The sequence below is a fragment of the Streptacidiphilus melanogenes genome (assembly GCF_000787835.1).
GTDB classification, from domain to species: Bacteria; Actinomycetota; Actinomycetes; order Streptomycetales; family Streptomycetaceae; genus Streptacidiphilus; species Streptacidiphilus melanogenes.
The window spans coordinates 59,085-77,482 of sequence record NZ_BBPP01000006.1; the positions used below are offsets into that span (position 1 = coordinate 59,085).

The window sequence follows — 18,398 nt, forward strand, 5'->3', positions numbered from 1 at the left end:
CCCGTGCGCGCCGGCTGCCATGACCAGGGCGAGCCGCGGTCGCTGTCAGAGGGCGGTGCTACGTTCGCGACAGGACAACCGACCAGGACGACGACAGGAACGACGAACGGTGGCGGAGCTGCGGATCGCGGTCGACGCGGACCAGGACGGTCCGGGCGGACGGCTCCAACCCCTGGACGAGCGCGGGCAGGCCCGGGGGCCGGCGGACCGGGTGCGGGATCTGGCGGCCGCCATGGCGGCCCGGGAGCGGGCGGACCGCCCGCGCTGGGTCTGGGCCGCCACGGACGAGGTGTACGCCCGGTTGCTGCCGCGGCTGCCCGAGAGCCGGCTCGCCCGCTGCCACGACGTCAAGCTGGTCGAGCCGCTGCTGCTCGCGCACGAGGGGCTGTACGGAGCGCCGCGCTCGCTCGGCGCGGCATGGGCGCGGCTGCGCGGGCTGCCCGTCCCGGCGGATCTGCCGCTGGGCCTAGCCGGGGCCGAGGCGGACGCCCACGCGCAGGACGCCCTCTTCGCGCCGGACCGCAGTCGGCTCGAACCGGGCGTGGACCCGCTGACCGCTCTGGTGGCCGTTCACGCCGAACAGCTGCGTCGGCTGGCGTCCCTGCCGGAGGCCGACCGGAACGGCCTGCGGCTGCTCGTCGCGGCGGAGTCCGCGGGCGGGCTCGCGGCCGCCGAGATGGCGTACGACGGGCTGCCGTGGAGCACGGCCGTCCACGACGCGCTGTTGGACGACCTGCTCGGCTCGCGTCCGACGACGGCTCAGGCGGCGAGCGGGGCGCGCCCGCCCAAGCTGGCGGCGCTCGGCATCGAGCTCCAGGAGGCCCTGCACGCACGGCAGCTGAACCCGGACTCCCCCGGCCAGGTGCTGCAGGCCTTCGCCAAGCAGGGCGTCAGCCTCACCTCGACCAGGAACTGGCTGCTGCGCCAGGTCGACCACCCGGCCGCGCCGCTGCTGCTGCGCTACAAGGAGCTGTCGCGCATCTACGCGGCCCACGGCTGGGCCTGGCGGGACGCCTGGGTACGGGGCGGCCGGTTTCGACCGGAGTACGTCGTGGGCGGCGTCGTCTCCGGACGCTGGGCGAGCCGGGGCGGCGGCGCCCTGCAGATCCCGCGCATCCTGCGCGGGGCGGTCGTCGCCGATCCGGGCTGGCGGCTGGTCGTGGCGGACGCCGGTCAGCTGGAGCCGCGGGTACTGGCGGCGCTGTCCGGCGACCCGGGCCTGATCCGCGCGGGAGCGGCGGGCGACCTGTACGCCGGGCTGGCCGCGGACGCCTTCGGCGGGGATCGGGCTCGGGCCAAGCTCGGCCTGCTCGGCGCGATGTACGGGCAGACCAGTGGCGAGGTCGGCCCGCTGCTGGCGGTGCTGCGGCGGCGCTTCCCGCAGGCGATGGGGCTGGTGGAGGCGGCGGCGCGCACGGGCGAGGCGGGCGGCACGGTCCGCTCCCGTCTGGGCCGGGTCTGCCCGCCGCCCTCGGCGGCCTGGCAGGACGCCACCTCCGCGGCGTTCGGAGGCGACGTGGACGCTCTGGCGGAGGAGGGAGGCGGGCGCGCCGGCTCCGCGGCCCGCTCCCGCGGCCGCTTCACGCGCAACTTCGTCATCCAGGCCAGCGCCGCGGACTGGGCGCTCGCCCTGATCGCCGCGCTGCGCCGCCGTCTCGCGGAGCTCCCGGTCGGCCCGGCCGGGGAACGAGCACGCCTGGTCTTCTTCCAGCACGACGAGATCGTGGTGCACAGCCCGTCCCCGCTGGCGGAGGCGGTCGCGGCGGCGGTCACCGCCTCGGCGGAGGAGGCCCGCCGTCTCGTTTTCGGCGACACGCCGGTCCACTTCCCGATGGACACACACATCGTCGAGCGCTACGCCGACGCGAAGGGCGGCGAGTCCGCGGAGCCGGATCTGGACGACGAGGACGTCCCCGAGTTCTGAGACAGTGTTCGTCGAATGTCGTACACTCAGAGCCACGAAAGTGTTCGATGGTCACCGAACACTCCGACTTCGCTGGGGGAAGTGCGACATGCGTGCTGTGGTGTTCGACAAGCTGGGCGGCCCCGAGGTGCTCCAGGTCGTGGATGTTCCCGAGCCCGAGCCTGCCGAGGGCGAGGTCGTGATCGAGGTGAACTGGGCAGGCGTCAACTTCGCCGATGCCAAGGCGCGGTCGATCGGCTACCGGATCGAGTCCCTCCCGTTCCGGCCCGGCCTCGAGGTCTCCGGCACGGTCCGCGCGGTCGGCTCCGGTGTCACCGGCCTGACGGTCGGCCGGCGCGTCTTCGCCATGCTGAACGGAAAGGGTTACGCGGAGACCGTCGTCGCCCCGGCGGCCACCACCTTCGCCGTGCCCGAAGCGCTCGGCCTGCGCGACGCGGCGGCGCTCGGCACCGTGCTCGCGACCGGGTACGCCCTCCTGCACGAGGTGGCCCGGCTGCGCGAGGGCGAGACCGTGCTCGTCCAGGGCGCGGCGGGAGGCGTCGGCACGGTCACCGGCCAACTGGCCCGCGCCGCCGGGGCCGGACGGGTCTTCGGCGTCGTCTCCCGCCCGGAGAAGGCCGCGCACGCGAAGGACTCCGGCTACGACGAGATCCTGGTCGGCGAGGACTTCGACGAGCAGGTGCTGCGCGCCACGGACGGCCGGGGCGTCGACATCGCCCTCGACCCGGTCGGCGGGGAGAGCTGGCGCCGCAGCGTCGCGGCCCTGGCGCGCTTCGGCCGTGCCGTCTCCTTCGGCAACGCCGGCGACGCGAAGGCGTGGAGCGCGGGGTTCGCCGAGCTCGCCCCGCGCGGCCTCTCGGTGGCCGGCTTCTCCATCCTCGGCCTCGCCGCCGCTGACCCGGCCCGCCTGCGTGTCCTGACCGAGCAGGCGTTCCGCGAGGCGGAGCGCTCGGGCATCACCATCCCGGTCACGGGCGAGTTCGGCCTCGACGACGCGGGCGACGCCCACCACCTCCTGGAGAGCCGCACCAGCACGGGCAAGCTCCTCCTCCGCGTGCGCTGAGGGACTCCCCCGACCACGCCCCGCTGTCCGCAAAAGTGCCATGCGAGTGGCATAGTCGGCTGGTGCTCCTCACCACGCCTCGCCTGCGGCTCTGTCTCGCGCCTCCGCCGTTCGACCCCAGTGGGTTCGAATGGGTGGTGGAGGCGCCCGGCCCAGGGGTGTGGGAGCTGGCGGGGATCACCGCCCGTGCCGCGGAGGTGGGGTGGTACGTGCCGCCGTGGGGGCTGTTCGTGATCGTGCGCGGCGCGGACGATCAGGCGATCGGCGGCATCGGGTTCCACGGGCCGCCCACCGCGACCGGAGAGGTCGAGATCGGGTACGAGCTCGCACCCACGGCGCGCGGCGCGGGATACGCGACGGAGGCGGTACGGGCGCTGGCCGCGCTCGCGCTGGAGCACGCGGAGGTCGGCGCCGTCACCGCGCGGACCGCGCCGTCGAACAGCGCCTCGCAGGCAGTCCTGCTCCGGGCGGGGTTCGCCCGGGTGCCCGTGCCTCCGGCGGACGGCATGGTGCACTTCCAGCTGAACGATTCCGGTTGAACGTCTCCGGCTGAACGAGGAGCCGCCGGACGGGCCGCGCCCGTGATCCGGCTCCGGGTCCGCGCCTTTGAGCCGCTTCACGGATAACGGCTCGACATGCGGCGCACCCCCTTGCGTACGCTTGTCCGTGCAATGGGAACCCAGCAGCAGAACACCGCGTCCCCCCGTCCCCGCCGCCGCGCCGCGCACGCCTCCGTGCAGGCCGCGCCGAGCGGCGAGTTCGGCGCACTGGCCGCCCGGCTGACCGGGCTCTCACTCCGTGACGAGTCGCGGCTCGGGCGTCGGCTCGAGGGGCTGCGGAAGGTGCGCGAGCCCGAGAAACGCGAGCGCGTCCTCGCCTCCATCACCGCCGAGGTCGACGCCGCCGAGCTGCGGCTGGAGAACCGCCGGGCGTCCGTGCCCACCCCGGCGTACCCGGAGGAGCTGCCGGTCAGCGGCCGCCGGGAGGACATCCTGGAGGCCATCCGCGACCACCAGGTCGTGATCATCGCCGGTGAGACCGGTTCCGGGAAGACGACCCAGATCCCCAAGATGTGCCTGGAGCTCGGCCGCGGCGTACGCGGCCTGATCGGGCACACCCAGCCGCGCCGCATCGCGGCCCGCACGGTCGCCGAACGCGTAGCGGAGGAGCTGCGCACCGAGATCGGCCAGACCGTCGGCTGGAAGGTCCGCTTCACCGACCAGGTGGGCGAGCAGACCGCGATCAAGGTGATGACGGACGGCATCCTGCTCGCCGAGATCCAGAACGACCGCCAGCTGCGCCAGTACGACACGCTGATCATCGACGAGGCCCACGAGCGCAGCCTCAACATCGACTTCATCCTGGGCTATCTGAAGCAGCTGCTGCCCAAGCGCCCGGACCTCAAGGTGATCATCACCTCGGCCACCATCGACCCGGAGCGCTTCGCCCGGCACTTCGCCGACCCGCGCACCGGCAAGGACGCGCCGATCATCGAGGTCTCCGGCCGCACCTATCCGGTCGAGGTCCGCTACCGTCCGATCGTCGACGACGGCGTCGACGAGGACGACGACGAGAACGGGTCGGGCGGCGGCGGGATCGACCGGGACCGCGACCAGGTCCAGGCGATCGTCGACGCCGTCGACGAGCTCGGTCACGAGGGACAGGGCGACATCCTCGTCTTCCTCTCCGGCGAGCGGGAGATCCGCGACACCGCCGAGGCCCTGGAGAAGGCCAAGCTGCGCAACACCGAGGTGGTGCCGCTCTACGCCCGCCTCTCCTCCGCCGAGCAGCACCGCGTCTTCCAGGCGCACACCGGCCGCCGCATCGTGCTGGCCACCAACGTCGCCGAGACCTCCCTCACCGTCCCGGGCATCCGCTACGTGATCGACCCGGGCACGGCCCGCATCTCCCGCTACAGCCACCGCACCAAGGTGCAGCGACTGCCGATCGAGGCGGTCTCGCAGGCCAGCGCGAACCAGCGCAAGGGCCGCTGTGGCCGTACCAGCGACGGCATCTGCATCCGGCTCTACTCCGAGGAGGACTTCCTCTCCCGCCCGGAGTTCACCGACCCGGAGATCCTGCGCACCAACCTGGCCTCGGTCATTCTGCAGATGACGGCGGCCGGCCTCGGCGACATCTCGGCGTTCCCGTTCATCGAGCCGCCGGACCGCCGCAACATCAAGGACGGCGTCGACCTGCTCCAGGAGCTGCACGCCCTGGAGGCCGACACCGCCGCCCAGCAGGGCAAGGCGATGCGGCTCACGCCCATAGGCCGCAAGCTGGCCCAGCTGCCGGTCGACCCGCGCCTGGCCCGCATGGTGCTGGAGGCGGAGAAGAACGGCGTGATCCGTGAGGTCATGGTGATCGCCGCCGCACTCTCCATCCAGGACCCGCGCGAGCGGCCCGTCGAGAAACGCACGCACGCGGACCAGCTGCACGCCCGCTTCACCGACCCGACCTCGGACTTCCTCACCTACCTGAACCTGTGGCGTTACCTGAAGCAGCAGCAGAAGGCGCTCAGCAGCAGCCAGTTCCGGCGCATGTGCAAGGCCGAGTTCCTGAACTACCTGCGGATCCGCGAGTGGCAGGACATCGACGCGCAGCTGCGCCAGGTGGCCAAGTCCCTCGACGTGGACCTCGGCGCGGCGCACATGCCCGAGGAGGTCGACGGGGACGCCGTCCACCGCTCGCTGCTCTCCGGCCTGCTCTCGCACGTCGGCTCCAAGGACGCCGAGAAGCAGGAGTACTTCGGCGCGCGCGGCGCGAAGTTCGCCGTCTTCCCCGGGTCCGCCCTGTTCAAGAAGACGCCGGCCTGGGTGATGGCGGCCGAGCTGGTGGAGACCTCGCGCCTGTGGGCGCGGATCGCGGCCAAGGTCGAACCGCAGTGGATCGAGGAGCTCGCCGAGCACCTGATCAAGCGCAACTACAGCGAGCCGCACTGGGAGAAGGACCGCGGCCAGGTCGTCGCCTTCGAGCGGGTCACCCTCTACGGGCTGACGCTCGTGGCCGGCCGCAAGGTCGGTTACGGGAAGCTCGACCCGGAGCTTTCGCGCGAGCTGTTCATCCGCCGCGCGCTCGTCGAGGGCGACTGGCGCACCCACCACCGGTTCTTCCACGACAACCGCAAGCTGCTCGACGAGGTCGAGGAGCTGGAGAACCGCGCCCGCCGCCGCGACATCCTGGTCGACGAGGAGACCCTCTTCGACTTCTACGACCAGCGCGTGGGCCAGGAGGTCGTCTCCGCGGCCCATTTCGACAGCTGGTGGAAGAAGGCACACCGGGCCAAGCCCGACCTGCTGACCTTCACCCCCGACCTGCTGGTCAACGACAGCGCAGAGGCCGTCACCGAGCGGGACTACCCGTCGGTGTGGCATCAGAACGACCTGGAGCTGCCGCTCACCTACCAGTTCGAGCCGGGCACGGAGCAGGACGGCGTCACCGTCCACATCCCGCTGACCCTGCTCAACCAGGTGAAGCCGTCCGGCTTCGACTGGCAGATCCCGGGCCTGCGCGAGGAGCTGGTCACCGCGCTGATCCGCTCGCTGCCCAAGGTGCTGCGCCGCAACTTCGTCCCCGCGCCCGACTACGCCAAGCGGTTGATGCAGACGATGGCCGCGCATGTGGACGAGGCCGAGGAGAAGCCGCTGGTGGAGCTCCTCGAGTGGGAGCTGCACCGTCTGCGCGGCATCCCCGTGCCGCGGGACAGCTGGAACCTCGACGCGGTGCCCGACCACCTGCGGATCACCTTCCGGGTGGAGGACGAGCGCGGTCGCAAGCTGGCCGAGGCCAAGGACCTGGACCGGCTCAAACTGGAGCTGAAGTCCCGCACCCAGCAGGCCATCGCCAAGGCGGCCGGCGGGCTGGAGAAGCGCGGCCTGACCAAGTGGACGATCGGCGAGCTGCCGCACACCTTCGAGACCAAGCGCGGCAACCAGACCGTCAAGGGCTATCCGGCGCTGGTCGACGACGGCGACTCGGTCTCCGTCCAGCTGCTCGACACCCCCTACGAGCAGCGGCGCGCGATGGCCGCGGGCACCCGGCGGCTGATCCTGCTGGGCGCGAACTCGCCGGTCAACTCGATCCAGTCGCGCCTCGGCAACGGCGCCAAGCTGGCGCTGGCGGCGAACCCGCACGGCAGCACGGAGGCGCTCTTCGCCGACTGCCTGGCGGCGGCCGCGGACAAGCTGATCGCCGACGCGGGCGGCCCGGCCTGGGACGGCGAGGACTTCGCCAAGCTGCGCGACCACGTCCGCGGCGAGCTGTACGAGGCGACGGCGGACGCGGTGGTGAAGACCGCCAACATCCTGGCCGTACACCACCGGGTCCAGGAGCGCCTCAAGGGCATCGGCAACAGCCTCGCGCTGCTGACGGGCCTGACGGACGTGCGGACGCAGCTCAAGGAGCTGATCCACCCCGGCTTCGTCGCCGAGACCGGTCTGCGCCGCCTGCCCGACCTGCTGCGCTACCTCAAGGCCGTCGAGCGCCGCCTGGTGAAGCTCCAGGACGACCCGATCCGCGACCGCGACCGGACCAGCGCCGTCATCCGCATGCAGGACGCCTACGCCGACCTGCTCGCGGAGCTCCCGCCGGAGCGCCGCGACGAGGACGGTGTCCTGCAGATCCGCTGGATGATCGAGGAACTGCGGGTCAGCCTGTGGGCGCAGCCCCTGGGCACCCCGTACTCGATCTCCGAGCAGCGGATCCTCAAGGCCGTCGACGCCCTTCTGGGCTGACGCCCGCCGTCCGGGGCGGGCGGGCGTGCCTGCGGCCCCGGACAACGCGGACACCTCGAACACGGCTCGACGGACGTGCACCCGCGGCCTCGCGTGCCCCTGACGGCGCAAGCCCCCGGCCATGTCCAGGCGCCCCGCCGCGAGCGCGGCAAGCATGCTCCGAGCAGGGCCGTCGTCGGGACGGGAGCCCGGTACGGCCGGGCCGTCACGGGGGTCCCGGGAGCGGTCACGCGTCACACATGCCCGGTTTGCCTGACCCGGTTCGGTAAACTCGACTCTCTTGTCACCAAGGGACGAGGGCCTGATGACCACCGCCACCACTGCCCAGCCCGCACCCGCCGCACCGACCGCGCTGTTCAGCGCGGGCGCGGGTGCTCCGACGCGTACCCTCGTGGACGTCCTGGACGCGACCGTCCGGGCGCACCCCAACGAGCCCGCGTTGGACGACGGCCAGACGCAGCTGAGCTACCGCGCGCTCGCAGCCGCGGTCGAGACTCAGCGGAGGCGACTGGTCGCGGCGGGCGTCCGCCCCGGCGACCGGATCGGGGTGCGGATCCCCTCGGGCACCAACGATCTCTACGTCGGCATCCTCGCCGTCCTCGCCGCCGGTGCGGCCTACGTGCCCGTCGACTTCGAGGACCCGGACGAGCGCGCCGCGCTCGTCTTCGGCGAGGCGGAGGTCCGCGCGGTCATGGGCGCGAGGTACGAGCTGACGCTGCACCAGAGGGTGGAGGACGCCCAGCCGCAAACGGCGCCGTCGCAGGCTGACCCGTCACCGGACGGGCCGTCACCGGCCGCGCCGCAGGCTGCCACCCAGCCGCAGGACGCGGGCCGTCCCACGCCCGAGCACGACGCGTGGATCATCTTCACCTCCGGTTCCACCGGCAAGCCGAAGGGCGTCGCGGTCTCCCACCGCAGCGCCGCCGCGTTCGTCGACGCCGAGGCCGCGCTGTTCCTCAAGGAGGAGCCGATCGGGCCCGGCGACCGGGTCATGGCGGGGCTGTCCGTCGCGTTCGACGCCTCCTGCGAGGAGATGTGGCTGGCCTGGCGCCACGGCGCGTGCCTGGTGCCCGTGCCGCGTGCGCAGGTGCGCAGTGGCGCGGACCTCGGGCCCTGGCTGGTGGACCAGGAGATCACCGTCGTCTCCACCGTGCCCACCCTCGCCTCGCTGTGGCCCGCCGAGGCGCTGAGCGAGGTCCGGCTGCTGATCTTCGGCGGCGAGGCCTGCCCGCCCGAGCTGGTGGCGCGCCTGGTCACCGAGGGCCGCGAGGTGTGGAACACCTACGGCCCGACCGAGGCGACCGTCGTCGCCTGTGCCGCGCTGATGGAGGGCGACCAGCCGGTCCGTATCGGCCTGCCGCTTTCCGGCTGGGAGCTGGCCGTCGTGGACGAGCAGGAACAGCCGGTGCCGATCGGCGGTTCCGGCCAGCTCGTCATCGGCGGCCTGGGCCTGGCCCGCTACCTCGACCCGGCGAAGGACGCCGAGAAGTACGCGCCGCTGGCCTCGCTCGGCTGGGAGCGCGCGTACCGAAGCGGCGACCTGGTCCGCGCCGACGCCGAGGGGCTGGTCTTCCTCGGGCGCGCCGACGAGCAGGTCAAGCTCGGCGGCCGGCGCATCGAGCTGGGCGAGGTCGACGCCGCGCTGCAGGCCCTGCCCGGGGTCGCCGGCGCGGCCGCCGCCGTCCGCACCGCGCGTGGCGGCAACCAGCTGCTCGTCGGCTACGTCGTCGCGGGCGAGGAGTGGAACCGCACGGAGGCCGTCGAGCGGCTCCGCAAGGAACTGCCCGCCGCGCTCGTCCCGATCCTGGCCGTCGTGGACGACCTGCCGACGCGCACCTCCGGCAAGGTCGACCGCAACGCGCTGCCCTGGCCGCTGCCCGACGCCGGTCAGGACGAGGCCGCCGAGCGCTTCGAGGGAACCGAGGCGTGGCTCGCCGAACAGTGGACCGAGATCCTCGGCGTGTCCGTGACCGGCCACCAGGACGACTTCTTCGCCATCGGCGGCGGCAGCCTGGCCGCCGCGCGCCTGGCCACGCTGCTGCGCGAGCGCTACCCCTCTGTGGCCGTCCTCGACGTCTACGCCTACCCGACGCTGCGCAAGCAGGCCAAGCTGCTGGACCGCTCGGCCAGCACCGGCGGCGAGCAGCGCGTCATCACCCCGACGCCGCGCCGCGCACAGGCGATCCAGCTGGCGCTGCTGGTGCCGCTCCTCACCCTGGTCGGACTGCGCTGGGCGACGGCCCTGCTCGCCCTGGGCAACGTCCTGCACTGGTTCGGACCGTACACCTGGGCACCGACAGCCTCGTGGTGGCTGGTCGGCTCCGCCGCGGTGCTGTTCTTCTCCCCGCCCGGACGCATCGCGATCGCGGCCGGCGGCGCCCGCCTGCTGCTGCGCGGCCTGACCCCGGGCAGCTACCCGCGCGGCGGCTCCACGCACCTGCGGCTGTGGACCGCCGAGCGGATCGCGGAGTTCAGCGGCGCGACCGAGCTCTCCGGCTCCTGGCTGATCCGCTATGGCCGCGCGCTCGGCGCGCGCATCGCCGAGGACGTCGACCTGCACTCGCTGCCGCCGGTCACCGGCATGCTCAAGCTCGGCCGCGGCTGCGCCGTCGAGTCCGAGGTGGACCTGGCCGGCTGGTGGCTGGACGGGGACCGGCTCGAGGTCGGCCCGATCAAGGTCGGCTCGCAGGCCGTGGTCGGCACCCGCACCGTGCTCTTCCCCGGCGCCCGCGTCGGCAAGCGCGCCGAGGTCGTGCCCGGTTCCGGCGTCACCGGCCAGATCCCGACCGGCCAGCGCTGGGGCGGCGTCCCGGCCGTCAAGCTCGGCAAGGCCGACCACGCCTGGCCCAAGCGCCGCCCGGCGCGCCACCTGCGCTGGTCGGCCGCCTACGGCGTCAGCGGCGCGTTCCTCACCCTGCTGCCGTTCCTCGCGGCCGCCCCGGCGGCGCTGATCGCCGCCCAGTTCGTCACCCCGGCCGACGGCGGCGGCGCCGCCCTGCAGGGGGCGCTGCTCGCCGTCGTCCCCGCCGCCCTCGCCTACGGCGCGACCTACGCGCTGCTGGTGCTGGCCGGCGTCCGACTGCTCAGCATCGGACTGCGCACCGGCCACCACCCCGTGCACAGCCGCGTCGGCTGGCAGGCGTGGACGGTCAGCCAGCTGATGGACGCCGCCCGCGACACGCTCTTCCCGCTCTACGCGGGCCTGGTCACCCCCGTGTGGCTGCGGCTGCTCGGCATGAAGGTCGGCCGCGGCGCGGAGGTCTCCACCGTTCTGGCGCTGCCCAGCCTCACCAAGGTGGGCGACGGCGCGTTCCTGGCCGACGACACCCTGACCGCCCCCTACGAGCTGGGCGGCGGCTGGATGCGGATCGGCAAGGCCGAGATCGGCCGCCGGGCCTTCCTGGGCAACTCCGGCATGACCGGCCCCGGCCGCTCCGTCCCGGACGGCGGCCTGGTCGGCGTGCTGTCCGCGACGCCGAAGAAGGCCAAGAAGGGCTCCTCCTATCTCGGCCTGCCCCCGGTCCGCCTGCCGCGCGCCGCCGAGCAGTCCGACGAGGGCCTCACCTACGACCCGCCCGCGCGGCTGCTGTGGGCGCGCGGCCTGGTCGAGCTGTGCCGCCTGGTCCCGGTCTTCTTCTCGGCCGCGCTCGCGGTGCTCACCGGGGCGGCACTGTGCGCGCTGTGGCAGAGCGGCTGGACCGTCCTCGCGGGCCTCGTCCTGCTCGGCGCGGGCCTGCTGGCGGCGGTCGTCGCGGTCGTGGCGAAGTGGCTGCTGGTCGGTCGCTTCAAGGCGGTGGACCACCCGCTGTGGAGCGGCTTCGTGTGGCGCAACGAGCTCGCCGACACCTTCGTCGAGGTGCTGGCGGTGCCGTGGCTGGTCGGCCGGACCACCGGCACGCCCGTGATGACCACGTGGCTGCGCGCGATGGGCGTGGGCGTCGGACACGGCGTCTGGTGCGAGAGCTACTGGCTGCCGGAGTCCGATCTGGTCACCCTCGGGGACGGGGTCAGCGTCAACCGCGGATGCGTGTTGCAGACCCATCTCTTCCACGACCGGATCATGCGCATGGATACTGTGGTCCTCGATCAGGGAGCCACCCTTGGTCCGGGTGGCATCGTCCTCCCGGGCAGCCGGGTCGGGGCCCGGACCACGCTCGGCCCGGCCTCGCTCGTCATGGGCGGCGAATCGGTGCCCGCGGACACCCGCTGGCTCGGCAACCCGATCGAGGCGTGGCAGGACTGACACCTGCCCCGCGCGGGAAAAAGCGACGCACGGAAGCACAGCGGCAGGGAGCGGAACACCGGTGAGTCCCCGACAGGCCCGGCAGCAGCAGCACGCGACGGGCAGACCGGGCGTGCCCGACGTCGACCCGTACTTCCCGACCAACGGCGACCCGCGCTACCACGTCCACCGCTACGAGATCGCGCTCGACTACCGCCCGGAGCCGAACCGTCTGGCCGGGAGTGCACGGCTGAGCGCCATAGCGGCGGAGGGCGGCGGCCCGCTCGCCGACTTCGCCCTGGACCTGGCTGCGGGCTTCCGCATCGGCCGGGTCCTGGTCAACGGCAAGGCCCCGCACTACGCCCACCGTGCGGGCAAGCTGCGCGTCCGCCCGGCCAAGCCGCTGCTGCCCGGTGCGGCCTTCACCGTCGAGGTGCACTGGACCGGCAACCCGAAGCCGGTCCGCAGCCCCTGGGGCGGCATCGGCTGGGAGGAGCTGAACGAGGGCGCCCTCGTCGCCAGCCAGCCGATCGGCGCGCCGTCCTGGTACCCCTGCAACGACCGCCCGGCCGACAAGGCCTCGTACCAGATCTCGCTGACGACGCCTTCGTCCTACGCGGTCGCGCTGGGCGGGCAGCTGCTCACCCGGACCGTCAAGTCGTCCAGCACCACCTGGGTCTACGAGCAGCCCGCGCCGACCGCGAGCTACCTGGTCGGGATCGCCGTCGGCCCGCTCCACCAGATCCGCCTGGACGACCCGGATGCCGAGGGCGTCCCGCAGTACGGCTGGGCGCCACACCCCAAGGTGCCGGCCTTCGCCGCCGCGTTCTCACGGCAGCCGGAGATGATGCGGCTGTTCCAGGACCTCTTCGGCCCCTACCCCTTCGACCGCTACACGGCCGTCGTCGTCGACGAGGAGCTGGACGTCCCCGTCGAGTCCCAGGCGATGGCCACCTTCGGCACCAACCACCTCGAACCCGGCTGGCACTCGGAGCGGATGGTCGCCCACGAGCTGGCGCACCAGTGGTTCGGCAACAGCCTCACCGTCGCGGACTGGAGCCACATCTGGCTCAACGAGGGCTTCGCCAAGTACGCGGAGTGGCTCTGGTCAGAGGCGACGGGCGGCGCGGTCGCGGCGGAACGCGCCGTCAAGGCGTACCAGCTGCTGGTCTCGCTCCCCCAGGACCTCCGCCTCGCGGACCCCGGCCGCCGCCTCATGTTCGACGACCGCCTCTACCAGCGCGGCGGTGTCACCGTCCACGCACTGCGCGTGGCCCTCGGCGACGAGGCCTTCTTCCGCATGCTGCGGGACTGGACCCGCCTGCACCGGCACGGTGTGGTGAGCACGGACGCCTTCCTGGCCCACGTCCGCCGCTACGCCGCCGAACCGATCGACGGCCTGCTGCAGGAGTGGCTCTTCGAGACGACGCTGCCGGCGTTCCCCCGGTAGTGCGGCGGCACGCGCGTTCGGGCCCCCCGGCGTGGGTCGCTAGCGCGCGGCGAGTTCCGGCAGCAGCTTCTGCAGGATGTCGTGCAGGGCGTCCCGCTCGGACTCGTCGAGGCGGTCGAGGGCGTCGTGGACGGACTTCATGTCCTCGCGGACGGCGAGGATCGCCGCGCGGCCCTCGTCCGTCGCGGTGACGATCTTGACGCGGCGGTCCTGCGGGCCTGCCTCCCGCCGGACGAGGCCGCGGGACTCGAGCCGGTCGACGATGCCCGTCACGTTCGAGGCGTCGCAGACCAGCGCCTCGGCCAGGGCCCGCATGGGCAGCGGCGCGCGGACGGCCGCGCCCAGGACCTTCGCCTGGACGGGGGTCAGGCCCTGCCGGGCCGCGACGGCGGCGAAGTCCTGGTAGTACGCGCCGCCGACGGCCGCGATCACGTCCATCAACTCCGCCTTGCTGGTGCTCATGGAGTGAGTCTACGTCCGCGAAATTGATGACCTCAACTATCCTTGATCACGAACAGTTCGCACCGGCCGGGCCCGCGAGCCGGGTCCATCGGGCCGCCCGCACAGGGGGAGCACACAGATGAGCGGCAGCAGCATCCGCACCACCACACTCGGCGCCGACGGGCCCGAGATCGGGGTCGTCGGCCTCGGCTGCATGGGCATGTCCCACGCCTACGACCCGAACGGCCGGGACGACGAGACCTCCGTCGGTGTCATTCACCAGGCGCTGGACCTGGGCGTGACACTGATCGACACCGCCGACGTGTACGGGCCCTTCACCAACGAGGAGCTGGTCGGCCGCGCGCTGGGCGGCGCCCGCCGCGATCGCGCCGTGCTGGCGACCAAGGTCGGACTGGTCGTGCCGGAAGGCGGCCTGGGCAGCGGCGCCGCCGCGCTGGCGCGCAACGGCAGGCCGGAGCACATCCGCGCCGGGATCGACGCCAGTCTGCGACGTCTCGGCACGGACCACGTCGACCTGTACCAGCTGCACCGGGTCGACCCCGAGGTCCCGATCGAGGAGTCCTGGGGCGCGATGGCCGAGGCCGTCGCGGCCGGCAAGGCCCGCGCGATCGGCCTGTCCGAGGTGGGCGTGGACGAGATCGAGCGCGCACAGGCCGTGCACCCGGTGGCCTCCGTCCAGTCCGAGCTGTCGCTGTGGACCCGGGAGGCGCTGGACGAGGTGCTCCCCTACTGCGAGAGCCGGGGCATCGCCTTCCTGCCGTTCTCGCCGCTGGGCCGCGGCTTCCTCGCAGGGCGCTTCTCCGGCTCGCAGGATCTGCCCGCCGACGACTGGCGCTCCACCCTGCCGCGCTTCCAGGCGGACGCGCTCGCCGCCAACCAGGCGATCGTCGAGACCGTCAGGAAGGTCGCGGAGCGCCACGGCGCGACGCCGGCCCAGGTCGCGCTGGCCTGGACCGTGGCCCAGGGCCGCTACGTGGTGCCGATCCCGGGCACCAAGACCCCGAAGTACCTGGCCGACAACGCCGGCGCGGCGGCACTGACGCTCGACGCGGCGGACCTGGCCGAGCTGGACGCCCTCCCGACCCCCACCGGCTCGCGCTACTGACGTCCCTGACCTTCCGTCACAGCCCCTGCGGCGGCGACAATGAAACCGAATCGGAGCCACCCACGTCCGAAGGGACATGACGACGGACGCCATCTGGACGGACATTCCTCCAGGCCCAGGGCCGGGAGCAGGGCCGGGGCCGGGGATCGAGGCGGCACGGGCCGACGCGGCTCGTCGGCGCAACCGGAAGGCCACGCTCGCGGTGCTGATCTCCCTGGTCGCGCTGGCGGGGCTCGCCGTGGGGTTCGTGCTGCTGCTCGGAGCGAGCGCGAGCGCGGTCGGCGGCTGCGGCGGAGGGTGAGCCGGCGTCAGCCCAGCAGGTAGGGCAGTCTCTCGCGCAGGAAGGCGCGCGGGAACGCGTCGCGGAGCCGCCACAGGCCGGCGTCCACGACGAAGTGGGCCATCACCGCGCCCAGGTAGGCCCCGTAGAGCGCACGCTCGGCGGGGCCTCCGCTGTGCAGGTGGGAGGCGAGGTTCAGCAGCAGGCCGAGCAGCAGCGCGATGTTGACGAGCACGGCCAGCGAGATGAGTCGCGGTATTCGCTCGACCGGGCCGCCGCCCGCCACCAGCCCCATCATCACCAGGTACTGGAAGCCGTGCGCCATGGTCAGCCCGGCGACGGCCGCATACGGGGAGTCGAACAGGAAGACCGGCAGGAAGAAGCCGACCGCCGTACCGAAGAGCGTCGCCACCTGCCACGGCCGCTCCTCGGGGCGGCGGCGCAGCAACTGCACCGCGCCGTAGCCGACCGAGGCGGCGAACAGCGCCGCCGCGAAAGGGAAGAGCGCGGTCAGCCCGGGCACCGAGCCGGTGAGCTGCAGCAGCTCCGGGTGGCAGAGCAGGCCGAACGTGCCGAACACCCCGGACGCGGTGACGGCGAGGCGCTCGCCCCGGCGCAGCGGTCCGGTGCCGTAGGCGGCTGAGGCGAGCGCGGCCAGGCCCAGGTTCTGCTTCTGGAAGTGGAAGAACTGCCAGGCGAAGAAGGCGAGAAGCAGCAGCGCGAACGGTTGGGGCGGGACCAGGGCGCCCAGCACCGACATCCCGACGACGAGGCCGACCGGCGCCGCCAGGTACCGCCCCCGTCGGGCGGCCATGAACCGGCGCACCTCCGGCACCGTGCAGAACCAGGCGCTGCTGGCGACGTGCACGGAGGAGCCGAGGAAGAGCAGCCCACCGAAGGCCGCCCCGGCGCTCGCCCCGGCCGGGGGCGCGGCGAGCGCGGCGCCCAGCAGCGAACCCAGCGTCAGCAGCAGTGTGACGCACAGCCATGCGTCGCGCGGCACGGCCCCGGACCTGCGGGGACCGAGCCCGACGGGCGGCCTGGTGCGGGTGGGGTCGACTGCTGCCATCGCGCCAGCATAGGGCGGCTCACCGACAGCGCGGCCACCCCCGACCGGACGGGCCCGCACCACCCGGTGGCGGGAAGCCGCCGCTTGGCCGGCCGACGCACGGGAGACGTACAGGAGACCGGCAAGAGACTCCCCGGGAAACTGAGCCGGAACTTCCCGGTCCCTTGCCTGACGTTAACCATTGGCCCGAATCCGTCCGCATATGATCTGAGTGCGCTCGACGGAACCCGATGGGGGTGAAGGGGGAGCTGCAGCCGTTCGACGGTAGGGAGCCGGTAAGAGGCCCGCTCCGGTCGTCCGCTGTTCAGCGACCGTCTCACCCGGGGCAACCCCGGGCCACTACTCATGTCGCGGGCGTTGCGCTGGCCCAGACCACTTGATCATTTCAAGCTACAGCGCGCAACGAGGAGAATCGTTCCAGTGACCCGACGTACTCTGCGCCTCGCGGCCGTGCTCGGCTCCTTCGGGATGCTCGGCGGTGCGTTCTTCGCCCAGGCCGTGGCCTCCCCGCTGAAGGGCGCCTCGACCGGCAAGCCGCACCACGTCCTGGTCCTCTCCGTCGACGGCATGCACCAGTCCGACCTGGAGTGGTACGTCTCGTCGCACCCGAGCTCGGCGCTGGCCCACCTGGTGGAGACCGGAACCCAGTACACCCAGGCCAGTACCACCGTGCCGTCGGACAGCTTCCCCGGCATGATCGCCCAGTTCACCGGCGGCGACCCCGGCCTGACCGGCGTCTACTACGACGACACCTGGAACGCCAGGCTGCTGCCGGCGGGCACCACCGACTGCAAGGGCGTCAAGCCCGGCGCCGAGGTCGACTTCACCGAGGACCTGGACAGGAACAAGTCCAGCATCGACGCCGGCGAGGGTCTGCCGGGCCTGCCAGGCTCGGTCCTCCAGATGACCGGCTCCCCGCAGAAGCTGATCGACCCGAGCAAGCTGCCGGTCGACCCGAAGACCTGCAAGCCGGTGTACCCGCACTCCTACCTGCTGGCCAACACGGTCTTCGAGGTGGCCCAGAACGCCGGCCTGCGCACGGCCTGGTCGGACAAGCACGCCGCCTACGAGATCCTCGACGGCCCCACCGGGACCGGCATCGACGACCTGTTCACGCCGGAGATCAACTCCGATGCGAACGGCTACCCGGCCGGCAGCGACTGGACCACCGACAACAAGGCCACCGAGCAGTACGACAACGACAAGGTGCAGGCCGTCCTCAACGAGATCGACGGCTTCAACCACCAGCACACCGACCGCGTCGGCACGCCGTCCATCTTCGGCATGGACTTCCAGGCGGTCTCCACCGCCCAGAAGCTGCCCTCCTCCGACGGCCTGAAGGGCGGTTACGTCTCGACCAACGTGCCCGGCCCGCTCCTGGTCAAGAACCTGGACTTCGTCAGCGACGAGATCGGCCGCATGGTCTCCGAGCTGCACAAGCGCCACATGGAGAAGACCACCACGATCATCCTCTCCGCCAAGCACGGCCAGTCCCCGACCGACCCGAAGGCGCTGACCCGCATCGACGACGGGCCGCTGCTGGCCGGCCTGAACGCCGCGTGGAAGAGGCTCCACCCGAGCGCCGGCAACCTTGTCGTCCACTCGGTCGACGACGACGGCATGCTGCTCTGGCTGAGCGACCGCTCCCCGGCGGCGACCGACTTCGCCAAGTCGTACCTGCTGGCGCAGTCCGGCAAGGGCACGGACATCGACAAGGCGCCCAAGGCGTTCACCCACAGCGGCCTCGCCACGGTCTACGCGGGCGCGGCGGCGGCGAAGTACTTCGGCGTGAAGCCCGGCGACGCGCGCGTCCCCGACGTCTTCGGCATCAGCCAGTACGGCGTCGTGTACACCGGCGGCACCGGCAAGATCGCCGAGCACGGCGGGGCCCAGCCCGACGACCTGAACGTCCCGCTGGTGCTCAGCGGCGCGTTCACGCCGAACCACGTCGTGGACACCGCTCCCGTCGAGACCAAGCAGATCGCCCCGACCATCCTCACCCTGCTCGGCCTCGACCCGAGCTCGCTCGTCGCGGTCGACAAGGAGCACACCGAGGACCTCCCGATCCGCTGACCGCTCCGGCCCGCCCC

At 72.8% G+C, this 18,398-nt stretch carries 11 protein-coding genes; 9 read left to right on the forward strand and 2 right to left on the reverse strand.

What is annotated here, in order from left to right:
• Positions 1-109 precede the first annotated feature (109 nt).
• From TR49_RS09030 to TR49_RS09055, 6 genes are all read left to right on the forward strand, one after another.
• On the forward strand, positions 110-1,924 hold the full coding sequence (locus tag TR49_RS09030) for a bifunctional 3'-5' exonuclease/DNA polymerase (RefSeq protein ID WP_369405301.1): 1,815 nt from the start codon (positions 110-112) through the stop codon (positions 1,922-1,924).
• Between the two features lie 88 nt (positions 1,925-2,012).
• Positions 2,013-2,987, forward strand: a complete 975-nt coding sequence (locus tag TR49_RS09035; protein WP_042379255.1) for a quinone oxidoreductase family protein — start codon at positions 2,013-2,015, stop codon at positions 2,985-2,987.
• A gap of 62 nt (positions 2,988-3,049) precedes the next feature.
• Positions 3,050-3,526: a GNAT family N-acetyltransferase gene (locus tag TR49_RS09040; RefSeq protein ID WP_160311559.1), complete on the forward strand. Its 477-nt coding sequence runs from the start codon at positions 3,050-3,052 to the stop codon at positions 3,524-3,526.
• Between the two features lie 132 nt (positions 3,527-3,658).
• Positions 3,659-7,720 carry an ATP-dependent RNA helicase HrpA gene (hrpA, locus tag TR49_RS09045; protein ID WP_084724709.1) on the forward strand — a complete coding sequence of 1,354 codons (4,062 nt, stop codon included), beginning with the start codon at positions 3,659-3,661 and terminating at the stop codon, positions 7,718-7,720.
• Between the two features lie 304 nt (positions 7,721-8,024).
• Entirely contained in the window at positions 8,025-11,963 is a 3,939-nt protein-coding gene (locus tag TR49_RS09050) for a Pls/PosA family non-ribosomal peptide synthetase (protein ID WP_042379257.1), read from the forward strand.
• A 112-nt stretch (positions 11,964-12,075) separates the two neighbouring features.
• A complete protein-coding gene (locus TR49_RS09055; RefSeq protein ID WP_042379525.1) occupies positions 12,076-13,392 on the forward strand; it encodes a M1 family metallopeptidase in 1,317 nt (438 codons plus the stop codon).
• A 39-nt stretch (positions 13,393-13,431) separates the two neighbouring features.
• Here TR49_RS09055 and TR49_RS09060 read toward each other — a convergent pair whose 3' ends face one another.
• Positions 13,432-13,854, reverse strand: coding sequence for a MarR family winged helix-turn-helix transcriptional regulator (locus tag TR49_RS09060; protein WP_042379259.1), 423 nt, complete (start codon positions 13,852-13,854; stop codon positions 13,432-13,434).
• Positions 13,855-13,972: 118 nt separating this feature from the next.
• On the opposite strand from TR49_RS09060, the gene TR49_RS09065 reads away from it, so the two are divergent.
• A complete protein-coding gene (locus TR49_RS09065; protein WP_042379260.1) occupies positions 13,973-14,959 on the forward strand; it encodes an aldo/keto reductase in 987 nt (328 codons plus the stop codon).
• A 76-nt stretch (positions 14,960-15,035) separates the two neighbouring features.
• Positions 15,036-15,260, forward strand: coding sequence for a hypothetical protein (locus TR49_RS42565; protein WP_152627143.1), 225 nt, complete (start codon positions 15,036-15,038; stop codon positions 15,258-15,260).
• 7 nt (positions 15,261-15,267) lie between these two features.
• Here the strand turns inward: TR49_RS42565 and TR49_RS09070 are convergent, their stop codons facing one another.
• Entirely contained in the window at positions 15,268-16,308 is a 1,041-nt protein-coding gene (locus tag TR49_RS09070; RefSeq protein WP_152627144.1) for a hypothetical protein, read from the reverse strand.
• A 420-nt stretch (positions 16,309-16,728) separates the two neighbouring features.
• On the opposite strand from TR49_RS09070, the gene TR49_RS09075 reads away from it, so the two are divergent.
• Positions 16,729-18,381 (forward strand): alkaline phosphatase family protein, encoded by a 1,653-nt coding sequence (locus TR49_RS09075; RefSeq protein ID WP_042379265.1) that lies wholly within the window; start codon positions 16,729-16,731, stop codon positions 18,379-18,381.
• The last annotated feature ends 17 nt before the right edge of the window (positions 18,382-18,398 follow it).

Bases quoted from the DNA above. Each gene is read 5' to 3' on its own strand.
- TR49_RS09035 (WP_042379255.1), top strand. From the start codon at position 2,013: ATGCGTGCTGTGGTGTTCGACAAGCTGGGCGGCCCCGAGGTGCTCCAG.
- hrpA (WP_084724709.1), top strand. From the start codon at position 3,659: ATGGGAACCCAGCAGCAGAACACCGCGTCCCCCCGTCCCCGCCGCCGC.
- TR49_RS09050 (WP_042379257.1), top strand. From the start codon at position 8,025: ATGACCACCGCCACCACTGCCCAGCCCGCACCCGCCGCACCGACCGCG.
- TR49_RS09060 (WP_042379259.1), bottom strand. From the start codon at position 13,854: ATGAGCACCAGCAAGGCGGAGTTGATGGACGTGATCGCGGCCGTCGGC.
- TR49_RS09065 (WP_042379260.1), top strand. From the start codon at position 13,973: ATGAGCGGCAGCAGCATCCGCACCACCACACTCGGCGCCGACGGGCCC.
- TR49_RS42565 (WP_152627143.1), top strand. From the start codon at position 15,036: ATGACGACGGACGCCATCTGGACGGACATTCCTCCAGGCCCAGGGCCG.
- TR49_RS09070 (WP_152627144.1), bottom strand. From the start codon at position 16,308: ATGGCAGCAGTCGACCCCACCCGCACCAGGCCGCCCGTCGGGCTCGGT.